Origin of the sequence: Porcincola sp. LCP21S3_C12, assembly GCF_052118625.1 — a bacterium.
Taxonomy (GTDB): Bacteria; Bacillota; Clostridia; order Lachnospirales; family Lachnospiraceae; genus Porcincola.
This window is the reverse complement of record NZ_JBQKGW010000007.1, coordinates 92,147-113,791: the sequence shown is the minus strand read 5'-3', so window position 1 is coordinate 113,791 and position 21,645 is coordinate 92,147. Positions and strand designations below refer to the sequence as shown.

Here is a 21,645-nt window from a genome sequence, read left to right as displayed (position 1 = left end):
TGCAGGTCTTTTTACAATGTTTCAATCAATCGTCTGATCTCCTGTGCGACTTCCCGGACACTCTTTCTGTCCGACAGGACCACGTGGCTGCAGGCCTCCTCATAGAGGGCCTCGCGCTCACTCAGAATCCGGGTTATTTTTTCTTCCAGAGGCTCTTCTCCCTGCAGAAGAGGCCGTGTGGTATCCCTTGCCAGCCTTTCAGCCAGTGTCTGAACACTGGCCTTGAGATAGATCACCGTTCCGAGTTTTTTCAGAATCTCCCGGTTTTCGGCTCTCAGCGGAAGGCCTCCCCCGGCAGAGAGGACATATCGTCCCGCTCTGTCCGTCAGACCGCGGACCGCTCTGGTTTCCGCATCCCGGAAATACTCCTGCCCCCTCTGAGCAAAAATCTCCCGGATCGTCATCTTTTCCTGCTCCTCAATCAGTGCATCGGTATCCAGGCAGGGCACTGCAAGCAGGCCGGCAAGCTTTTTGCCCACACTCGACTTTCCGCTTCCCATGAACCCGATCAGGATGACATTTTCATCCGTCTTCTGCATACGATTCTCCATTCTTGTCAGGCCGCCCGTCACCCTTCCGTTCCGGTCGGCATCATGTCAAAGATCGACAGCTGATTCGATTCCGGAAGGCCCGACAGGATGCCGAGCTGCACCAGCTTGTCCGCGATGCCCTTCGGGCATTTCGTCCGTTCCCTGAAGTTATCCAGCGATAAAAACGGCCCGTCCTTGCAGGCATCCACGATCTGCGCCGCGACATTATCCCCGAGTCCGTCGATCTTATTAAGCGACGGCATCAGCTTCCCGTCCACAATGCAGAACTTCGTTGCCCTGCACTTGAAGACGTCGATCTTCGCAAACTCATAGCCGCGTGCATACATCTCCCGGACGACCTTCATCGCCTTGTACTGCTCCTGCTCCTTCTGCTGCTGCTCATTCTTATCCTTGGCTTCAATCTCCTTCATATGCCGTGCCAGCACCTCCGGGCCCTCGCACATAAGCTCGTAGTCGAAGCCGGGCGAACGGATCGAGAAGAAGGCCGCATAGTAGGCGAGCGGCTGATAGATCTTGAACCATGCGATCCGCCAGGCCATCATGACATACGCCGCCGCATGCGCCTTCGGGAACATGTACTTGATCTTTTTGCAGGAGCCGATGTACCAGTCCGGCACCCCATGCTTCTTCATCTCCTCCTCCCACTCTGGCCGGAGGCCTTTGCCCTTGCGGACCTTCTCCATGATCGTGAAGGAAAGCTCCGGATCAAGCCCCTTCGAGATCAGATAGATCATGATATCGTCGCGGCAGCAGATCGCCGTGGAAATGGTGCAGATGCCGTTCATGATCAGATCCTGCGCATTCCCCAGCCAGACGTCCGTCCCGTGCGCCAGACCGGCGATTCTGACCAGATCCGAGAAATACTTCGGTTTTGTATCAACAAGCATCTGGATGGCAAAGTCTGTCCCGAACTCCGGAATGCCAAGCGAACCCAGCGGGCAGCCGCCGATGTCATCCGGTGTGATTCCGAGCGCACTGGTATTCTGGAACAGGCTCATGACTTTTCTGTCGTCCAGCGGAACGTCTGTCGCATGGAGCCCGGTCAGATCCTCCAGCATGCGGATCATAGTCGGATCATCATGTCCGAGAATATCCAGCTTCAGGAGGTTGTGGTCAATCTTATGGTAATCAAAGTGCGTCGTGATCGTGTTCTCATCCTTGGGCGGATGCTGGACCGGCGTAAATGTGTTGATCTCCTCCCCGTATGGCAGAACGATGATGCCGCCCGGGTGCTGCCCGGTCGACTTCCGGACACCGACACAGCCGTCTGCCAGACGCTTGATCTCCGCCGGCCGCTTTTTCTCCCCGTGGTCCTCAAAATACCGGAGCACATAACCGTACGCATTCTTGTCCGCCACACCCGTCACCGTTCCGGCCCGGAACGTCTGACCCGCGCCGAAGATGACTTCCGTGTAGTGGTGCGCCTTTGACTGATACTCTCCGGAGAAGTTCAGGTCGATATCCGGCTCCTTGTTTCCCTTGAAGCCGAGGAAGGTCTCAAACGGAATGTCAAAGCCAAGCTTCTGAAGCTTCGTTCCGCACTTCGGACAGTTTTTATCCGGCATGTCGCAGCCGGCCATGCCATCGTACTTTCGAACCTCAGGAGAATCAAAGTCCACGTAGTGGCATTTCGGGCAGAGGTAATGCGGATGCAGGGAGTTGACCTCCGTGATGCCGGCCATGTTTGCGACAAAGGACGACCCGACAGAGCCTCTCGACCCGACCAGATACCCGTCTGCCACGGACTTCCATACCAGCTTCTGGGCAATGATGTACATGACGGCAAATCCATTCGATATGATGGAATGCAGCTCCTTCTTCAGGCGGTCCTCCACTACCTGCGGAAGGTCATCGCCGTAGATCTCATGTGCCCTGTCATAGCAGATCTTCGTCAGCATTTCATCAGAGTGCGGGATGACAGGCGGACACTTGTCCGGGCGGACCGGCGAGAACTTTTCCACCATGTCAGCGATCCGGTTGGTATTTGTGATAACAACCTCGTTCGCCTTCTCCTCCCCCAGATACTCGAACTCCTTCAGCATCTCCTCCGTCGTGCGCAGATACAGAGGCGGCTGATTGTCCGCCTCCGGATCCTGAAAATTCACATACTGCAGAATCCGCCTGTAGATCTCATCCTCCGGATTCAGAAAATGAACGTCGCAGGTCGCACACACAGGCTTGCCGTACTGCTCTCCGAGCGCGACAATCCGTCGGTTGTAGTTTTTCAGATCCTCGACGGTCTTCGGCTCATTTCTGAGATTTCCATTCTTGTCATATTTCGGAACGGTCAGAAACATGTTGTTGCCGATCGGCTGGATCTCCAGATAATCATAGAAATCTACAATCCGCTTCAGTTCCTCCTCCGAGGCGCCGCGCTCGATTGCCTGGAACAGTTCGCCGGCCTCACAGGCAGACCCGATGATCAGTCCGTCCCTGTGCGCCTCAAGAAAACTCTTCGGCAGGTGCGGCTTCCCGTTCGAGACATACTTCAGATGGGATTCCGACACACAGCGATACAGGTTGACACGGCCTGTCTCATTCTTCGCCAGAAGGATGACATGGTAGGTCGGCATCTTCCGGATCTTGTGCTCGTCCGCCCTGCAGTGCTCATTGACCTCATCAAGGTTATGAAGATCCAGATCCTCGAGCATGCTGACAAACTTCACGAAGATGTGCGCCGTGCACTCCGCGTCGTCGACTGCCCGGTGATGGTGTCCGAGATCGATGTTCAGTGCCTTCGCAACCGTGTCGAGCTTGTATTTCCCGAGATTCGGAAGCAGAACGCGCGCCAGCGACACAGTATCCACGGATGTAAAATCATGATCATATCCCAGACGCCTGCAGTTCTCCTCAATGAAACTGACGTCGAAGGCGGAATTGTGTGCGACCAGCACACAGTCCTTCGAAAATGCGAGAAACCGGGGCAGGATCTCTTCGATTGTGGGTGCATCCGCAACCATCGCGTCGTTGATCGAGGTCAGATTCTCGATCCGCAGCGGAATCGGGACCTGCGGGTTCACAAACTCGGAGAAGCGGTCCACGATCTTTCCGCCGCTGACCTTGACCGCGCCAATCTCGATAATCCGGTTCTCGACAGGAGAAAATCCGGTTGTCTCAAGATCGAAAACCACAAAATCTCCCTCCAGGGACTGGCCCCTCGAGTTGACAGCCGTCTCCACCAGGTCATTCACCAGGTAGCCCTCGCACCCGTAGATGACCTTGAAATCAGAATCCTCCGGAATCGCCTTGTATGCGTCCGGAAGCCCCTGCACAACCCCATGATCCGTGATCGCGATCGCCTTGTGCCCCCAGGAAGCTGCTGCCTTCACCAGATCTCCCGGCTCCGACACGGCATCCATCGCGCTCATCTTGGTGTGGCAATGAAGCTCGACTCTCTTCCTCGGCCAGGTATCGCTCCTCTTCTGACGGAAGTCCGCAATCTTCATGATGCCATAGATGTTTCCGATGGTCAGATCCGAATCGAACTTATCGATCGTCGTGACACCTCTGACCTTGATGAACATTCCTGTTTTCAGCTGATCCGTCAGCTGCGGTGCTTTCTGGGTGTCGAGAAACATCTTGATCCGCATCGTATCGGTGAAATCCGTCAGCGTAATGATCAGGATGGTCAGATCGCTCCCGCGCTTTGTATGGATATCCCGTGTCTCGATCTCTGAAACCTGGCCGCGGATCGTCACATCCCCCATCTCTCCGAGAATCGACTTCATCTCAATCGGCAGGTCTTCAAAATCCCGGCCGTACAGCACATCCGGGTTGCTGCTTCTGACAAGCGACTCATTCCGCTCCGAGTCGCCCCGCAGGCCAAAGGTGCCTCTTCCTCTGCGGCCTCTGACACCCTGGCTGCCCTTTCCGGAAAGCCCGCCCGCTCTGATGCCTGAAGCTGCCTGGGCCGTTCTGCCGCCCGCTGCGCCGCTTTCTCCTGCCGGCGCAGGCTCGCCGTATCCGGCCGCTGCATCTTCTCCGTCCCCCGGAGCCGCGCCAGGCCCTGCGCCCTGCATCTTCTGGAGCAGACCTGCTTCGCGCAGCGTCTCCTCCGCCTTCTGCATCGTCTGGATTGCCCGGAACTGACGGGTCTTCTGAGCGGTGCTGGCTTCCTTATACCCGACTGTCATCCGGAAATCCACGCCGCAGCGATCTGTGAAAATTTTCTCAAGGATCGAGCAAAGCTGCTCCTCATAACGGCGGGCGACGATTGTGTCCTCAAGTACCAGATGGCACAGTCCATCCTCCCCGAAGGTGACGTCTGCATGCCGGAAGAGATTGCCCAGGCACTTGTCGTACTGATCCAGCTCATAGAGAACCGATGCCCGGTAGGCCTTCATCAGGTTCCGGGCATTGTACTGCTGCGACAGACGGAATTTTTCGATGATCTTCGTCTCCATCCCGCTGCCGGAACAGACCTCCTCGTCGATGCGCTTTTCAATCCGGCGGATATCCTTCTTGTCAATCAGACGGTCCGCTTCGACATAGACCTTCAGCATGGTGTGCTGCGCATTGACCGTGACCCTTGTCACATTCAGGTGCGGGTACAGTTCCGACAGTTCCTCATCTCCTGCGCAGACGCCCGGAAATGTATCTTCAAACGACTTCGTCAACCCTTGTATCTCCTTTATCCCAGTTTTCCTGCTCCTGTTTCATCCTTCCCACCAGGCCGGCTCCCGCTTCCGCAAAGGGCAGGAAAACTGTATCTTTCGCCTTCAGCCCTCCCAGTGGTCAAGCTCCCACTTGAGGGCAGGCAGAAACTCCGATTCCGGAATCTTCCGGATGATCTCTCCGTGTTTCATCAGCAGGCCCTCACCCTTTCCGCCGGCAATACCAAGATCCGCCTCGCGGCCTTCGCCGGGGCCGTTCACGATGCATCCCATGACAGCCACCTTGATGTTCAGCGGATAGCACTGCACAAGCTGTTCGACCTGGTTTGCAAGGGAAATCAGATCGATCTGCGTCCGTCCGCAGGTCGGGCAGGATACCACTTCGATTCCGCCTTCTCTCAGCCCCAGCGTCCGAAGGATCAGCTTCGCACTCCGGATCTCCTCGACCGGATCTCCTGAGAGCGACACACGGATGGTATCCCCGATTCCCTTCGAAAGAATCAGCGCCAGCCCGACCGCCGACTTGATATTTCCGGATATAACCGTCCCGGCCTCTGTGATACCGACATGAAGCGGATAATCCGACTGCTGCGCAAATTTCTCATAGGCCTCCGCACACATCAGGACATTCGAGGACTTGATCGAGACAACCAGGTTGCTGTAGTCCATCGATTCAATCCAGTGTACCTTGTCCAGCGCACTTTCGACAAGTCCGTCTGCCGTCACCCCACCGTACTTTTCGATGATCTCTTTCTCCAGCGAGCCGGAGTTGACCCCGACACGAATCGGCACATCCCGCTCTCTTGCCGCGTCGACGACGGCCAGTACCCGCTCCTGCGAGCCGATGTTGCCGGGATTGATACGGATCTTGTCTGCTCCGTTTTCAATCGCCGCGATCGCCAGCCTGTAATCAAAATGAATGTCTGCGATCAGCGGAATCGAAATCTGCCGTTTGATCTCCGCCAGTGCCTTCGCTGCCTCCATCGTCGGAACGGTACAGCGGATCAGCTCGCAGCCGGCTTCCTCCAGCCGGTGGATCTGCGCGACGGTTGCGTCTACATCTTCCGTTCTCGTATTCGTCATGGACTGGATCAGAATCGGATTCCCTCCGCCAATGACGCGGTCTCCAATTCTCACTGTCCTTGTATGTTCTCTTGTTGTCATCTTTTCCCCTCCTGACCTCTGTCCCGGATCTTCTGTCTGTCAGTCTGCCGCCGCAGGCGTGAAGGTTCTCGATGCCATCGGGTCATGAGGGTCTGCCGCTGCCTCGATGGCTTCCTTCATCAGCGTCGCCTGCGCGCCGATGAGCACCTTCCCCCTTCTGTCAACCTTCTCGTAGGTATTGTCCGGCCTCAGCACATGTGCCTTCATCGTATCCGCCAGCTGCACATCCAGGATGTGTTTGGCCGCTCTTGCACTGTCTGCGTCCTCGAGCGGGAACATGATCTCGACTCTCCGGTTCAGGTTTCTCGGCATCCAGTCTGCTGAAGCCATATAGATCTCCTGATGTTCCCCGTTCGCAAACCAGAAAATGCGGGCATGCTCCAGAAAGCGTCCGACAATCGAACGGACCGTGATATTCTCCGATATTCCTGGAATGCCGACCTTCAGGCAGCAGATCCCGCGCACGATCAGCTCGATCTTCACGCCGGCAGCACTCGCCTCATACAGCTTCGCGATGATCCCCGGGTCGCAGAGCGCATTCATCTTCGCGATGATGTGTGCGTTCTCATGTGCCTTTGCGTGGAGAATCTCCCGGTCAATCAGTGCATTCAGCTTAGACCTGAGCCAGATCGGCGCCAGGGAAAGCCGGTTCCAGTGCTTCGGCTCGCTGTATCCGGACAGCATGTTGAAAACGGCCGTCGCATCCTCCCCGTAGGCCGGACTGGCTGTCATGATCCCGCAGTCTGTGTAGAGCTTGGCGGTTGAGTCATTATAGTTTCCGGTCGCCAGATGGACATACCGGCGGATTCCATCCTCCTCCTTCCGGACAACCAGAGCGATCTTGCTGTGGGTCTTCAGGCCGACCAGTCCGTATATAACATGGCAGCCCGCTTTCTCGAGCATTTCCGCCCACTGAATGTTGTTCTCCTCGTCAAAACGCGCCTTCAGCTCAACCAGCGCTGTCACCTGCTTGCCATTCTCGGCAGCTCTTGCCAGCGCCGCTACAATCGGCGAATGGCCGCTCACGCGGTAGAGTGTCATCTTGATCGCCAGGACGTCCGGATCGTCGGCCGCACTGCTGATGAAATTCACGACCGGATCAAAGGTTTCGTACGGATGCGACAGAAAAATATCCTTCTCCCGGATTGCATCGAACAGGTTCGTCCCCTCCGGCAGGTTCATGAGCGCCGGGACCGGCTGCGGGACGTACGGCTTTTCCTTCAGGTTTTCAAAGCCCTTCATCCCGTACAGCTTCATCAGAAAGGTCAGATCCAGCGGTCCGCTGATCTTGTAGATGGCATCCGTTCCAACCCCGAATTCCCTCTTCAGAATCTTGAACAGCTTTTTGTCCATCCCGTCCTCATACTCGAATCGGATGACTTCGCCCCACTGACGCTTCCGGAGCTTTTTCTGGATCTCATCGAGCAGATCGTCCGCATCGTCCTCGTCCAGTGTCATATCTGCATTTCTCGTGATCCGGTACGCGTTCGCACAGACAACATGATAGCCGGAAAACAGCTTTCCCATGTTCCGCTCGATGATCTCCTCGAGCAGGATCCCGGTTCTTGTGCCTTCCATCGTGCAGGGGATCTCGATCACCCTCGGGAGCACGGACGGAACCTGAACGGTTGCGAACATTGTCCCGTCCTTGAGATCAATCTCCTTCCCATCCTTGCTGTCCTTTCCGTTGTCCTTGGCTGCCTTCCGGGCGACCCGCTCCCCGGTTCTGGTCAGGTTCTCCTGTACCATCGCCTCGATGGAGCCCTCCGGCGCTGCCTCGGGCTTTCGGGAAATCAGGGCACCGATGTTCAGTGTCTTGTTGCGCACGAGCGGGAACGGCCTCGAGGAGTCCATCGCCATCGGTGTCAGGACCGGGAAGATCACCTCGTCAAAATAACGGTCGCAGTAGTCCGCCTGCTGCTTTGTCAGGCTCTCGTGGTCGAAAAGGACTTCCATGTTGTTTGACCGAAGTGACGGAACCAGGCTGCGCATCAGCGTTGAGTACTGCCTTTCCATGAACTCATGGCACTTTTTCTGTACCGCTGAGAGCTGCTGATCCGCCGTCATCCCGGCAATGTCATGTCCCGAATAGCCGCCCTCCGACATGTCCTTGAGCGAGGCCACCCGGACCATGAAAAATTCATCCAGATTGGAAGCTGTAATGGAGAGAAACTTCAGCCGCTCAAACAGCGGGTTTTCCTTGTCCCTTGCCTCATCGAGAATTCTGTAGTTGAAGTCCAGCCAGGAAAGCTCCCTGTTCGTATAATAGGCCGGGTTCGTAAAATCAACCGCTTTCGCCGTTCCAGCCGCAGCCTGTGCCTCATTTCTGACCATTTCACACCCTCCTCTTCTGGCGGAGCACCGTCCGTAAGTTGAACACTTCCTCAAACAGGGAATCCTCCATCGCCAGTGTCCCCTGCTCCAGTGTCAGATCCTCATCCGTCAGCGCCGTGATGACCAGGCTGCCGTTCCGGATCGAGACCTTGATGTCCTGAATGCGCTGCCTGTGGCTGCGGTCGAGAGAATTTGCGGTTCTCAAAATCGCCGTCAGCTTTGCGATGACCAGATACTCCTCTACGCTGACAGAGGAATCCTGCACCAGCTCGTCGTAGTACTCAAACGGAGCTGTGTTGAACTTCACGACATTGGCGACAATCTGACGCTCTGCATGGGACAGTCCGATAATCTCCGTCGCCATGATGATGTTGTAGGCGCAGTCTGACACGTCCGTCAGCGAAATGTACTTGCCGCAGTTGTGCAGAATCGCGGAGATCTGCAGAAGCAGCCGTTCCCGTTTTCCCAGCCCATGGACCCGCCTGGTCTGATCGAAGAGCTTCAGACTCAGGCTCTCGACAACCCGGATATGGTCAGAGTTCGACTTGTACCGTTTGGCGATCGACCGCGACGCAGCGATGATATCCTCGTCAAATGAATGCGGGGCCTTCAGCACTCCGTTTTCCGCGGCAAAATCGTACGCCAGACCATCCCCGATCGAGACGTACGGCAGCCAGACAGATTTGGAATCGAAGCGATCGAGCAGTGCGCGGCAGATGACAAGGGAGGTCGTGGCATAGATGGCCGTCTCCATCGAAACACCGATCCGCGCCACAATCTCATCTGCGTTCAGTCCGACAACCTTCTGATACAGTTCCATGAAGGTTTCCCTGGAAATCACGGAGCTTTTCTGTTTTTCGGCAACCGGGCGGAAAATCTCCTGCAGCTCCCGGTTCGTTGCGATCAGCGTCGTGATCTGCCGATCCTTCTGGTAAAGCTTCCCGAATCCGTCCAGCTCATGCTGCATCAGCTCCATCACCAGCCGTTCATAGTGCGCATTGCTCTGAGCAAGCGGATAGAACTGTTCCCTGGTCGAAACCTTTCCAACCTTGATGTTCTGGGTCGTGATCAGCTTATCGTGGTCGAAGACTGAAATCTGGAGGGAGTTGCCGCCGATGTCTACAATCGCCGTCCCCGTCTGAATAATTTCCTCGAAGGAGTCCGTGTCAAGCGCGATAGACTTGTAGTCGAGAAACCGCTGCTCGGAATTGGATAAGATCGTCAGTTTCAGCCCCGTCTGCTTCTCGATGTAGTCCTTCGTGATGAGCGCCGTCTTCAGCTCACGGATCGCCGATGTCGCCACCATCCGGTAGCTGTCCACATGGTAGCCGTCCATCGTCTTTTTAAATGCCTTCAGCGTGCGGACCAGAAACTCTACCTTCTGCGTGGAAAGCGTTCCGCGTGCATAGGCATCCGAACCCAGGTCAATCCGCCTGCTCTGGCAGGACAGCTGTGCCATCCCTCTCCGTGGCGAAAGCTGGAAAAGCTTCATTTCCGTTTCTGTCGATCCGATGAGAATCGACGCAAATAACTTGACTGCCATTCTCTCTGTCCTCACGATTGATTCAACTACAGGAAATCTGTTCCCCGACGGGCTTCTCCTGAATTCCGTCTCCCTCCGGAACCGGACATCCATCCAGGGGCCCGCAGCTGCTTATGTCTCTGCAGACAGCAGGTAATCGATGAACTGCTGCGCGCAGCGTCCCGAACGTCCGCCGTGCGACAGCTCCCAGCTTCCTGCCTTCCGCAGCAGCTCATCCTGCGGCATGTCGATGCCTGCCCTGCGCGCCAGCCCCAGCACAATCCCGTCATACTCTGTCTTGACCGGTGCGCCGAAGTAGATCGTCACACCAAAACGCAGCGAGAGCGACAGCTTCTCCTGGACAGTGTCCGAGGTGTGCATATCCTGACGGATATCGCCCTCCTTGTCTCCGTAGGTTTCCCGCACCAGATGCCGTCTGTTGCTCGTCGCGTAGATCAGGACATTGTCAGGCCGCTTTTCCATGCCGCCCTCGATCACCGCCTTGAGATACTTGTAGTCTGTCTCATTTTCCTCAAAGGAAAGGTCATCCATATAGATGATGAAGCGGTAATTCCGGTTCTTGATCTGTGCGATGATATCGACCAGATCCCTGAACTGATGGCGGTAAACCTCGATGATCCGCAGTCCCCTGTCGTAGTATTCGTTCAGAATCGCACGGATCGAGGAAGACTTTCCGGTCCCTGCGTCCCCGAACAGCAGGCAGTTGTTCGCCTGCCGCCCGTCGAGAAAAGCCTCCGTGTTCTCCCTGAGCTTCTTCTTCTGAATCTCGTACCCCACCAGGTCATCGAGCCGGATGTGGGCGATGTTCGTGATCGGAACAATCTGGCACTGTGTCTCCCCCTCGCGGTGGATCACACGGAATGCCTTGTGAAGTCCGAACTTGCCGCATCCGAAGTCATGGTAGAAGGAATCGAGGTCGGCCTTGAATTCCTCCGGGGTCTCCGCTGCCGAAAGCCGCCCGGACAGCGTCTGGATCCGGTCCCGCACCCTCCTGCTGTACAGTCTCCGGTCATCGTCCGTCTGGACATAGTCCCGGATCAGGCTGTACAGAGAGACGCCAAGCCTCTCCTCGATGTCACTGAAATCATAGCGGAAGTACTCCATCAGGATGCGGACATCATGCAGCGCCGCCTGATTGATGCCGCCGTCCACTGCTCCCCTGATCTCACAGGCTCTTGAATAGGCATTCTCGTTGTAGACCAGAATCCCTGTCAGACAGGCCTGCCAGAGATTGCCTGAAAATCCCCGTTTTTCCGATGTCTCCAGGATATCCCGGATCAAAGCCGTATAGTCTGATACACACTGAAGGCGGAGCCGGCGAAGATCCTTCTGTGTTTCCGCCATCTTCCCCTGAAAGGACGCGTCCGCCCCGCATGCTGCTCTCAGCTGCGCCAGCCGACTTAAAAAACCATTCTCCGTATCTCTGAAAAGGATCAGTTCCCCTGCGTCGTGCATGCATGTCCCCCTGTCACTGTCTTAACATCTGTCCCAAGTCTGTCAGCTGTCTGCATTTCTGTGTTCCTGCGTTTCTGTATTTCCCGGATCTGCCGCCTGACTCAATAGTTCCCGAGAATCTTCATGTTGATGGCTTCCTCCCGGATCCCTCTCAGTGCGTTCTTGACACTCGGCTCCGCCAGGTTCCCCTCAAAATCGATGAAGAACCGGTATTCCCAGCTGCGCTGGGGAATCGGTCTGGACTCAATATGTGTCATGTTGATGTTATTGAAAATAAAATGCGACAGAATATTGTACAGGGTTCCGGATGAGTGCGGCAGTTCAAAACAGATCGAAATCTTCCTCGCATCCTTCCGGAAGATCCGCTGGTTTGTCACAATCATGAAGCGGGTCGCATTGGCCTCCTCATCACTGATGTGCGTCTTCAGGATCTGAAGGCCGAACCGCCTGGCTGCAAATGCGCTTCCGATGGCTGCCTCATCCTTCCGCCCGTCCTGCGCAACCTTTCTGGCAGCGAGCGCTGTGTTTCCAAATGGCTCCGCCTTCCAGTCAGGATGAGTCTGAAACAGGCCTTCACACTGCGCAAGTGCCTGCGGGTGTGAGTAGACTGTGCGGACCGATGACAGCTCGGCGTCCTTCGTCCCCATCAGGACATGCTCAACCGGGATGATCTGCTCAGCCACGATGTAGTTTTCAAAATCGACAAGCAGATCAAAATTATCCGCCACGATTCCTGCCGTGGAGTTCTCGATCGGCAGGACTGCATAGTCTGCACTGCCTTCGGCGATCGCCTCCATCGCGTCGCGGAACCTCGCTACATGAAAGCTGTTGACATCCTCCCCGAAAAATGCTGTCATGGCAGCCTGGCTGTAGGCTCCCTCAACGCCCTGAAAGACCACGCGGATATGATCCGTGTCCAGCCTGTCGACACCGATGAACGGCAGCCGTCCGCCTGCTCCCCGCTTCTCCAGCATTGCGTACTGCTTTTTCCGGCTCATGGACATAAGCTGAGAGAACAGCTCCTCCACTCCATGCTGGTTAAAGTCGCCGTGCGCCAGTCCCTTGACCTCATCCAGCTTCTGCCTCTCCCGCGTTTTATCAAAAACCTTGACCCCATTCTCGATCTTGTAGGCGCCAATCTGCTCCGAGACTTTCATCCGTTCTTCAAAAAGTCTTACGAGCTCTCGGTCGATGCGGTCAATCTCCGCGCGGTATTCCTTCAAATCACCCATTCAATATCCCTTTTCCTGCTGCCTTCCTGTTTCCGCCGCCTGCGCGCAGCGGGAGAACCAGACTGAATCCAGACGCCACGCTCCGCTGCCAGGGCAATCTCAAGTATATCTCAAAACCTGTAAACTTTCTATTGCATGGCAGGGATGAACTGTGTATGATATGTAAGATTCAAACGCAGGAAACTTTACAATGCAACGGAGGTATCAATGAGACACTGCATGAGTCCTTTGGATTTCTCGGTTGAGGAAATTGATCAGCTTCTTGATCTGGCAACTGATATCGAGCATAATCCGGAAAAGTATTCCCATTCCTGTGAAGGAAAGAAAATCGCGACATTATTCTATGAGCCAAGTACCCGCACCCGTCTCAGTTTCGAAACTGCGATGCTTAATTTAGGTGGTAAGGTTCTTGGCTTTTCTTCTGCCTCTTCGAGTTCTGCCTCGAAGGGCGAGAGCGTATCTGACACAATCCGCGTCATCTCCTGTTTCGCGGATATTGCAGCCATTCGTCACCCGAAGGAGGGCGCGCCTTACGTTGCCTCCCTTGTCTCAAAAATCCCGGTCATCAACGCGGGCGACGGCGGTCATCAGCATCCGACCCAGACGCTTACCGACCTGATGACGATCCGCTCCATCAAGGGCAGGCTCAACAACATGACAATCGGCATCTGCGGCGATCTCAAGTTCGGACGCACGGTCCACTCCCTGATCTCCGCCCTTGTCCGGTACACAGGCATCCGTTTTGTCCTGATTTCTCCGGAAGAGCTTCGGATTCCGGATTATGTCCGGGATGATGTTCTGCGGAAGAACAATGTTCCGTTTAAGGAAGTGATCCGCCTGGAGGACGCTCTTCCGGAGCTGGATGTTCTCTACATGACCCGTGTACAGAAGGAGCGCTTCTTCAACGAGGATGACTACATCCGTATGAAGGACTTCTACATTCTTGACCGCGCGAAGCTTCAGCTTGCGAAGCCGGACTGCGCTGTGCTGCATCCGCTTCCGCGTGTCAATGAAATTTCAGTCGATGTGGACAGCGACCCGCGCGCCTGCTACTTCCGCCAGGTTCAGTACGGTGTCTACGTCCGAATGGCATTGATTCTTACATTACTGGGGGTGAAGGTATGTTAAGCGTAGGACAGCTGCAGGAAGGTGTTGTGCTCGACCATATCCCGGCAGGGAAAGCGATGGATATCTACAAGCGTCTGAAACTCGACCGTCTCGACTGCCAGGTTGCCATGATCATGCACGCTCATTCCAATAAGATGGGTCAGAAGGACATCATCAAGGTGGAGGCACCGCTTGAGAAGCTGGACCTTGATGCACTTGGCTTTATCGATCACACGATCACCGTCAACATCATCAGAGACGGCAGGATCGTTGAGAAGCAGAAGCTGAAGCTTCCGAAGAAACTTGTCAACATCATCCACTGCAAGAATCCGAGATGTATCTCGACCATCGAGCAGGGTCTGGATCAGGTCTTCTACCTTGCGGACGAGGAACACGAAATCTACCGCTGCCGCTATTGCGACGAGCAGTACCACTCTTCCAAGAAAAAGGGCGTCTGACTCAGGGGAGATGCCTGCAAGACGATTCGAATGAGAGGACATAAAAAATGCGCCGGGGCTTTTAACCCGGCGCATTTTTCCGTCTGTTCATACATTCGGATTGTTCTTCGAAAACACTGATCTGTCTGCTCAGTACAGATAATTTGCATTGACGTATCCGTACAGGTTCAGCGACGGCGCATACACATACCAGTACTGGCTGTCCGATGCGTCGATGACCTGAACGGTCTCTCCCGTGTACAGCTTTCCGATCTCATTGGAGGCGTCATACGCCTTTGCCGTCCTGAGTGCCAGATACCCGCTCTGAACCGACACCGTCCAGCTTCCGAGCGAATAAGTGTAGAATGTTCCGCCGGTCAGATAATCCTTGTTCACATAGCCTTCCTGTCCGAGCGTCGGTGCATAAACCCACCAGTACCTGGAATCACTTGTATCCTCGATATAGACCGTATCACCGGTATAAAGCTTCCCGATCTCGTTGGAGGCATCGTAGGCCTTCGCCGTGCGAAGTGCCAGATACCCGCTCTGGACTCTTACGGTCATCGCATCGTAGGAAGGAAAACTTCCGTTCACTGCATAGAGATAATGCTGGTTTGTGTATCCGGTCAGCCCCAGCTTCGGAGAGTAGACCGTCCAGTAGTCCGGATCATTCATGTCAATCACATAGACCGTCTCCCCTGTGTACATCTTCCCGATCTCATTCGACGCATCGTAGGCTTTTCCGTTCCGGAGAGCCAGATAGCCGCTGTCAACCCTGACCGTCATCGCAACTCCTGCCACGCTGTACGCAGGACTTCCGTTGACAGCAGTCAGGTACTTGCTGTTCACATAGCCATACTTTCCAAGTCCCGGCGCATACACATACCAGTAGACAGAATCCGATGTATCCGTCACCTGCACCTGATCCCCGGTGTACAGCTTTCCGATCTCATTGCTGTAGTCATAAGCCTTCGCCGTGCGCAGCGCCAGATACCCGCTGTCCACATGGACTGAATAGAGATTGCTCTGCGCCGCCTGTGCGCTGATTCCGCCGAACCCTCTGCCCCGAAGAAGCGCCGGCCCCTCAAGGATCATCAGCACCGTCAGAAGACTCACTGCCAGCGGCAGCAGCAGCTTTTTTTTGCGATCTGTCCTCATATCCTCTCCTCCTGTGTGAAGTCACATCTGAGTGTTACCTGTATCATCGCATATTTAAACAAGGGAGGCAAGCGATCGGAGGCAACCTTAAGAAAACTCACCGTCCGTGACAAACTTTCTTAAAATTGGGCTTTCTCATCCTGTCATTGTGTAGTACCATTACACTGCTCTGACAACCATTTCATCATACAGCGGCCTGATCGCCCGTTTCGAGAGGTACAATTCTTTGATTGCAGTCAAAATTTCTGATAACAGAGCCTTTCTGTCCGCACTCTTCACCCGCCCGGTCTTTGATACATTCATCCTCGGGGAAGCCCAGATTACAACCTACACGACCTTCCGGATTGATGGGACCTGGCACCCGGCTTACTTCAGCGGCCCTCAGGACAAGCCATCTTCATCGGTGCCTCTGTCTGCCGGGCAGGAGCCTGCAGACAGAAAAACGCCCGCTGCCGGGCAGGTATCTGAACACCTGTCTGCCGGCAGCGGGCATCGTATCGAAGCGTCTGAAAACGGCCAGCTGCGCATTCAGGAACCATCCTGGGCGCGAATCCGGCCAATTGTCCGCGCCATCGTCAGCGGAAAGCATTCACCGCTCAGCTTCCGGATCATCCTGAAGATGCCGGACAAAGGCATTCAGAGCATCCTGACCTCCGGCGGTCTCTCCTGGAGTGTGGAGGATGTGAACGGCCTTTTTCTGAACATCACTTATCAGAATGAAGAGATTCTCTGTACAAGCGGTGTTTCACTGAAGCCCTTTACACTCGACAAATCTCTGGACCAGATCTGGGATGACATGATGCTCCGCTTCTTTGCCGCAAGGAACATCGCTGCAGAACCTCAGTGACAAAGTCCTGTATCATCATCTCCATTCGCCGCCATCTGCCGGCGGGGGCCTGTCCTCCGCCGGCAGATGGTATCCAGTCCCACTCTCAGGCCGTTACGCTTCTGCCACAAGCAGCATCATCTCGTTGGATCTCCTGATAAAGTCCGCCATCTCATCCGGCTTCAGAGGGCCATTTGCGATCGCTGCCAGATCATACAGCTGCTTTGCAAACAGGCCGGTGTGCGCTCCGTCCTGATGAGCCAGCAAATACTTCACAATTTTATTGTTTTCGTTCAGCGTCAGGGTCTCATCCGGGGCAAACATATCCGTATCCATGCTGCCGGAGCCGGCACTGTACATCTTCATCATATCCTGCATGCGGCGGCCTTCCTCGGAGAGCGTCAGGACGGAGGATATATTCTCATCCTTCAGCTTCTCCACCCTGACCGTCAGCTTCTCCTTCTTCAGAGCCTCCTTGAACAGTTTCTGAAGCTCCTCGGTCTCCTTTTTCAGGCTGTCGGCGTCACCTTCTTCTTTCAGAGAGCCGGTGACATCGGCATCGATGCGGCGGAAGGAAAGATTTTCATTCTGAGACTCCAGTTTGGAAATGTACGGCGTATCGATGTTCATCTTCATGACAACTGCATCCAGATTCTGTTCCTTGAACAGCCGGATGTACTGTCCCTGCTGAACCTCGTCTGTGACGTAATAAATGACCGTCTTCTCAGGCTTTTCTTTCTCGTCGCCGGACTTGTGTTCCTCTGTCCTGCCTTCTGCCGCCCGGTCAGCCTTCTCCTCATCGCTCTGGCTGTCAGCTTCCTTCTTCAGGTCCTCCGGATTTTCTGTGAAATCGACCGTATCATCGGCCTTCTTTGATTCCGCTGTCTTTGCAGATGTTCCGGCTCCCTCGACCGTTCCCTCCGCCGCTTTTCCAGATGCCTCTGACTGATCCTCAGCAGCCTCCTCCGCTTTCTTCGGCGCAACATGCTCCAGATATTCCTTCAGTGTGAAATACTTCCCGTTGATGTCCTTGAAGAGCATATAATCCTTGATGTGCTCGTCAAACTTCTCGTCCTTCAGGCAGCCATACTTCAGGAACGGATTGATGTCATCCCAGTATTTCTCAAAGTCCTCGCGCTTTGTCTTGCACATGCCGACGAGCTTGTCCGCAACTTTCTTGGCGATGTAGTCGGACATCTTCTTCACGAAACCGTCATTCTGAAGTGCGGAACGGGATACATTCAGCGGGAAGTCCGGGCAGTCCACAACACCCTTGAGCGCAACCATATATTCCGGTACGATCTCCTTGACGTTGTCTGCGACAAAGACCTGATTGCTGTAAAGCTTGATGGTTCCCTCGATCGACTCGTACTCAGTGTTGATCTTCGGGAAGTACAGGATTCCCTTCATGTTGAACGGATAATCCATGTTCAGGTGGATCCAGAACAAGGGCTCACGGTAATCATTGAACACCTTGCGGTAGAAATCCTTATACTCGTCATCGGTGCACTGACTTGGAGTCTTCTGCCAGAGCGGGTGAATGTCAGAGATGGAGACCGGGCGCTTGTTGATCTTGACCATGTCCTTCGCAGGCTCGACCTCGACCGTCTTCTTGCCGCCTTTTCCGTCATCCTCCTCACGTGTCACCGCGTCATGATGAACCGGCCCGACGACAACGTCGTCCTCCTTCACCTCGTCCGGCTTTACTTCCTCGTACTCCTGCGGAGCACCCTCCTTGCTCAGGAAGATCTCAACCGGCATGAAGCTGCAGTACCGCTCCAGCACCTCGCGCATGCGGTATTCATTCGCAAATTCAAGATTGTCCTCATTCAGATGAAGCGTCACGCAGGTACCGACCTGGCTGTAGTCCCCATCGCCGATCGTGTAGGTGTCCCCGCCATCGCACTCCCAGTGAACCGGCTTTGCATCCTTCTGGTAGCTCAGCGTATCGATCGTGACCATATCGGACACCATGAACACAGAATAAAAGCCCAGTCCGAAATGGCCGATGATGTCATCCTTGTTTGCCTTATCCTTGTACTTTTCGAAGAACGCCGTCGCGCCGGAAAATGCAATCTGAGTGATGTACTTCTCCACTTCCTCTGCCGTCATACCAAGACCGGTATCGATGAACTTCACGGTCTTCTTATCTGGATTGACAAGAATCCGGATCGAATCTTTGAACTTGTCCGGATACTGATATTCTCCCATCATCTCCAGCTTGTGCAGCTTGGATATGGCATCACAGCCGTTCGATATAACCTCCCGGACGAAGATGTCCTTGTCACTGTACAGCCACTTCTTGATAATCGGCAGCATGTTCTCGCTGTTGATTGAAACATTACCCGTTCTGGTTTCCATATTGATTTCGCCTCCTGCATTTCATGAATTGGAAAGCGGTCATACCTGACCTTATATGCAGAGATTCTAGTTCTGCATGAGGCAAAAGTCAAGGAAAATTTAGCACTCATTTTTGGTGAGTGCTAGCAATTTGTATCTGCCCGGCATTCCGGCCTGCACAAAAAAGGGTCAGGAATCCGCTCGAAAGGATTCCTGACCTTGCCGTCACAGACGATTCATCCTGTTTTTTAGTTCTGCCCGTCCGTCTGGTTATCGACTGCCTTCTCAGGCTCCGACGGGCTCTTTTCTTCCGCTGCGGTCTCTTCTTCTGTGTGCTCTGCGGGAGTCTCCTCCTCCGTCACCGTCCCGGAAAACTCATCACCCGCGTCTTCTTCCGCTGCGGCAGTCTTCTGTTCCTCAGCCTTTTCCTTCATCTCAGCCTCAGCAGCTGCCTGCGCGGCTTTTGATTCCTCGATGGACCTTTGAATTGACTCGACCTTCCTTCCGGCCGCCTTGATTGACTCAATCTCATCAAGAAGATCCGGATCGGCGTCCTCTCTGTGAAGCTCCATATATCTGCGTCCGAACTTTTCAAACGCAGCGGCCTCTTCCTTTCTTGCGTCTGCCAGCTTGAGTTTCAGGCCGCCGACCTCGGCAGCATTCTTTGCCCTGCCATAAGCAGTCCTTGCACCCATGCTCAAAGCATCCGCGACATTATTTCCAACCTCACTGATCTTGTCCCCCAGATCCGCGTCCTTCAGCTTTCCGGTCAGTTTATTGAGCTTTCCGCCCAGATCATCCAGCAATGACATATCGAGACCTCCTCCCTGTCACTCTATCCTGCATGCTTCCTAATTCCCGGATATGAACGTCATCACGTATGTATCCGGATCAGCTCTCCATGATGATCACCGAAAATCGTCAGCTGTCAGATTCATTGTAGCACCTTCCAACTTCTATTGGAATCTGTACACAAACAAATCACAGTTTCGAATCATCCGGAAAGCTGCCGTTTTCCGCTTTCGCACGCAGCCCCGTCTGCGGGTATCCCCCTTATACGACTGGATTGGATATAACTCCGATTGAGATGTATCCTGCGAGAATGGCTCCGATATCGGTCCCGATCGCTCCTGATGTCCGTTTTACATCCGTTACGGTCACGTATCCATCATGCTCGATATAATAGTCGTGGTACATACACCAGTGATCCGGCACACGGTCATACAGGATTCCCTTCAGCTCGTTCAGACCCACTCTTGGGAAATTGACATTCCAGATCTGGCCAGCAGGGAGCTGTCTGTGAATCAGTTCTCCGGCGATCTGGTCCAGATACCGGTCTGCAGCCTCATCACATCCCGCCTGTTCCTGGGAAAAACAGACAGCCGGGATTCCATAGAGTACTGCTTCCATCGCCGCTCCGACCGTTCCTGAATAAACGATATCATAGCCTGCATTGGCGCCCGCATTGATCCCGGAAAACACAATATCGGGGAAATACGGATTCTGTTTAAAATACGCCTCCGTTCCGGCACCCTTCTCCCCGGCGTCCGGATCCAGCATCCCATGGACAACCGACCTGACGCAGTCCGCCGGCGTTCCGTCAAGACTGTAAGCCTTCACCCCCTTCACGGGAAAATCCGGCCTCTCCTTCAGTTCCATCGGCCGGTTCAATGTAATATGGTGCGACATCCCTGAACACTGGTTTTTCGGTGCTACCACCGTCACTGTCCCCAGTTTTGCCGCACAGGCCGCCAGTTTCACAATGCCCGGAGCGTCGATCCCATCATCATTCGTCACAAGTATTTTCAGCATTTTCGTCTCCGTTCCTTTCCTGGTTGTCCTGTTTTCCGTCATCTGCTCATCAGATGGCCCTGACTCTGCCTTCATAGAAGACACCCTGAATTATATATGCCAGCCCGCTCATATGCAAAGTGCAAATGCTTTTATCTCTGCCGTTCGGACTGCAGCGAAAGACCGGCTGAAATTCAGACGCAGACGCCACCGGCATCTTTTCTTCCAGCTGCATTGGTGATACACTTTTGACTGTTCATTCTGATTTCTGACCGGTCCGAAACGGGCCGGTACTTCGAAAGGATTCCTATGGAGGAACAACGTGTCTCACACAGCCGGCTGATGGCAGGCCTGTCCGGTTCCCGGTATGGCCTGTCTTCCAGCACGCTGAAGCTGTTTGCCTGCATCACGATGCTGATCGACCATACCGGCGGTTCTGTTGTCCTGCAGCTGCTGAATCAGCCCGCCATCCGGGCAAATGCCGCCCGTTACAACCAGATTCTGTCCGTCTATACCGTGATGCGTCAGATCGGGCGGCTTGCGTTTCCCATCTTCTGTTTTCTCATCGTCGAGGGCTACTATCACACGCACGATGTCCGCAAATATATGGAGCGGCTCTTTCTTTTCTCACTGATCTCCGAGATTCCGTTTGACCTGGCCCTCAAGCCCGGCTGGTTCTACCCGCTGAAACAGAATGTTTATTTCACGCTCCTGATCGGACTTTGGACCATCTGGACGATGGACCAGTTCCGTTCCCGGAGAATGCTCCGGCTGGTCATTGCCCTGTGTGGAATGACCTTCGCGAGGGGGCTCATGACCGATTACAGCTTCCGGGGTGTTTTCCTGATCGTTGTCCTGTACTTATTTCATGATGAACGGCTGGTTCAGTGCTTTGCAGGCGCCGCCGCGATCGCCTGGGAAACATATGCCCCGCCTTCGTTTATTCTCTGCTACCTGTACAATGGAAAGCGCGGTCTGCGGCTGAAATACTTTTTCTACCTTTTCTATCCTGTTCATCTGATGATTCTCGGTCTGATCAGATGGCTCTGTATCGCAACTATCACATAAGTCTGAAGTGTCTGTCATTTGCAAAA

The 21,645-nt window shown here is 54.5% G+C and carries 15 protein-coding genes; 4 read left to right on the top strand and 11 right to left on the bottom strand.

Annotation, left to right across the window (positions count from 1 at the left end; genetic code table 11):
• Positions 1-11: 11 nt before the first annotated feature.
• The 7 genes from ACTQ1N_RS05745 to pheA all read right to left on the bottom strand — a co-directional run bounded on the left by ACTQ1N_RS05745 (position 12) and on the right by pheA (position 12,892).
• Positions 12-539, bottom strand: a complete 528-nt coding sequence (locus ACTQ1N_RS05745) for a shikimate kinase (RefSeq protein ID WP_441955485.1) — start codon at positions 537-539, stop codon at positions 12-14.
• Between the two features lie 29 nt (positions 540-568).
• Positions 569-5,167, bottom strand: coding sequence for a PolC-type DNA polymerase III (locus ACTQ1N_RS05740; protein ID WP_441955483.1), 4,599 nt, complete (start codon positions 5,165-5,167; stop codon positions 569-571).
• Between the two features lie 102 nt (positions 5,168-5,269).
• A complete protein-coding gene (ispG, locus tag ACTQ1N_RS05735) occupies positions 5,270-6,328 on the bottom strand; it encodes a flavodoxin-dependent (E)-4-hydroxy-3-methylbut-2-enyl-diphosphate synthase (RefSeq protein WP_441955481.1) in 1,059 nt (352 codons plus the stop codon).
• Between the two features lie 39 nt (positions 6,329-6,367).
• On the bottom strand, positions 6,368-8,662 hold the full coding sequence (locus ACTQ1N_RS05730; protein ID WP_441955479.1) for an RNA degradosome polyphosphate kinase: 2,295 nt from the start codon (positions 8,660-8,662) through the stop codon (positions 6,368-6,370).
• A gap of 1 nt (position 8,663) precedes the next feature.
• Positions 8,664-10,205 carry a Ppx/GppA phosphatase family protein gene (locus ACTQ1N_RS05725; protein WP_441955477.1) on the bottom strand — a complete coding sequence of 514 codons (1,542 nt, stop codon included), beginning with the start codon at positions 10,203-10,205 and terminating at the stop codon, positions 8,664-8,666.
• Between the two features lie 111 nt (positions 10,206-10,316).
• The gene (locus ACTQ1N_RS05720; protein WP_441955475.1) at positions 10,317-11,660 is read right to left on the bottom strand and encodes an ATP-binding protein; all 1,344 of its coding nucleotides are present in this window, start codon (positions 11,658-11,660) and stop codon (positions 10,317-10,319) included.
• A gap of 101 nt (positions 11,661-11,761) precedes the next feature.
• Positions 11,762-12,892 carry a prephenate dehydratase gene (gene pheA / locus ACTQ1N_RS05715; protein WP_441955473.1) on the bottom strand — a complete coding sequence of 377 codons (1,131 nt, stop codon included), beginning with the start codon at positions 12,890-12,892 and terminating at the stop codon, positions 11,762-11,764.
• A gap of 207 nt (positions 12,893-13,099) precedes the next feature.
• Here pheA and pyrB point away from each other — a divergent pair, with 207 nt between their 5' ends.
• Together pyrB and ACTQ1N_RS05705 are read left to right on the top strand one after the other, a co-directional pair.
• The gene (gene pyrB / locus ACTQ1N_RS05710; protein WP_441955471.1) at positions 13,100-14,020 is read left to right on the top strand and encodes an aspartate carbamoyltransferase; all 921 of its coding nucleotides are present in this window, start codon (positions 13,100-13,102) and stop codon (positions 14,018-14,020) included.
• On the top strand, positions 14,014-14,457 hold the full coding sequence (locus tag ACTQ1N_RS05705) for an aspartate carbamoyltransferase regulatory subunit (protein WP_441955470.1): 444 nt from the start codon (positions 14,014-14,016) through the stop codon (positions 14,455-14,457). The genes pyrB and ACTQ1N_RS05705 overlap by 7 nt, the downstream gene beginning before the upstream one ends.
• A 129-nt stretch (positions 14,458-14,586) precedes the next feature.
• Here the strand turns inward: ACTQ1N_RS05705 and ACTQ1N_RS05700 are convergent, their stop codons facing one another.
• Positions 14,587-15,594: a hypothetical protein gene (locus ACTQ1N_RS05700; RefSeq protein ID WP_441955468.1), complete on the bottom strand. Its 1,008-nt coding sequence runs from the start codon at positions 15,592-15,594 to the stop codon at positions 14,587-14,589.
• A gap of 226 nt (positions 15,595-15,820) precedes the next feature.
• On the opposite strand from ACTQ1N_RS05700, the gene ACTQ1N_RS05695 reads away from it, so the two are divergent.
• The gene (locus ACTQ1N_RS05695) at positions 15,821-16,441 is read left to right on the top strand and encodes a DUF5721 family protein (protein ID WP_441955466.1); all 621 of its coding nucleotides are present in this window, start codon (positions 15,821-15,823) and stop codon (positions 16,439-16,441) included.
• Positions 16,442-16,534: 93 nt separating this feature from the next.
• On the opposite strand, the gene htpG is transcribed toward ACTQ1N_RS05695, so the two are convergent.
• From htpG to surE, 3 genes are all read right to left on the bottom strand, one after another.
• Positions 16,535-18,781: a molecular chaperone HtpG gene (gene htpG / locus ACTQ1N_RS05690; protein ID WP_441955464.1), complete on the bottom strand. Its 2,247-nt coding sequence runs from the start codon at positions 18,779-18,781 to the stop codon at positions 16,535-16,537.
• Between the two features lie 227 nt (positions 18,782-19,008).
• On the bottom strand, positions 19,009-19,572 hold the full coding sequence (locus tag ACTQ1N_RS05685) for a hypothetical protein (protein WP_441955462.1): 564 nt from the start codon (positions 19,570-19,572) through the stop codon (positions 19,009-19,011).
• Between the two features lie 241 nt (positions 19,573-19,813).
• Positions 19,814-20,647: a 5'/3'-nucleotidase SurE gene (surE, locus tag ACTQ1N_RS05680; protein WP_441955460.1), complete on the bottom strand. Its 834-nt coding sequence runs from the start codon at positions 20,645-20,647 to the stop codon at positions 19,814-19,816.
• 213 nt (positions 20,648-20,860) lie between these two features.
• Here surE and ACTQ1N_RS05675 point away from each other — a divergent pair, with 213 nt between their 5' ends.
• Positions 20,861-21,619, top strand: a complete 759-nt coding sequence (locus ACTQ1N_RS05675; protein ID WP_441955458.1) for a TraX family protein — start codon at positions 20,861-20,863, stop codon at positions 21,617-21,619.
• Positions 21,620-21,645: the final 26 nt, after the last annotated feature.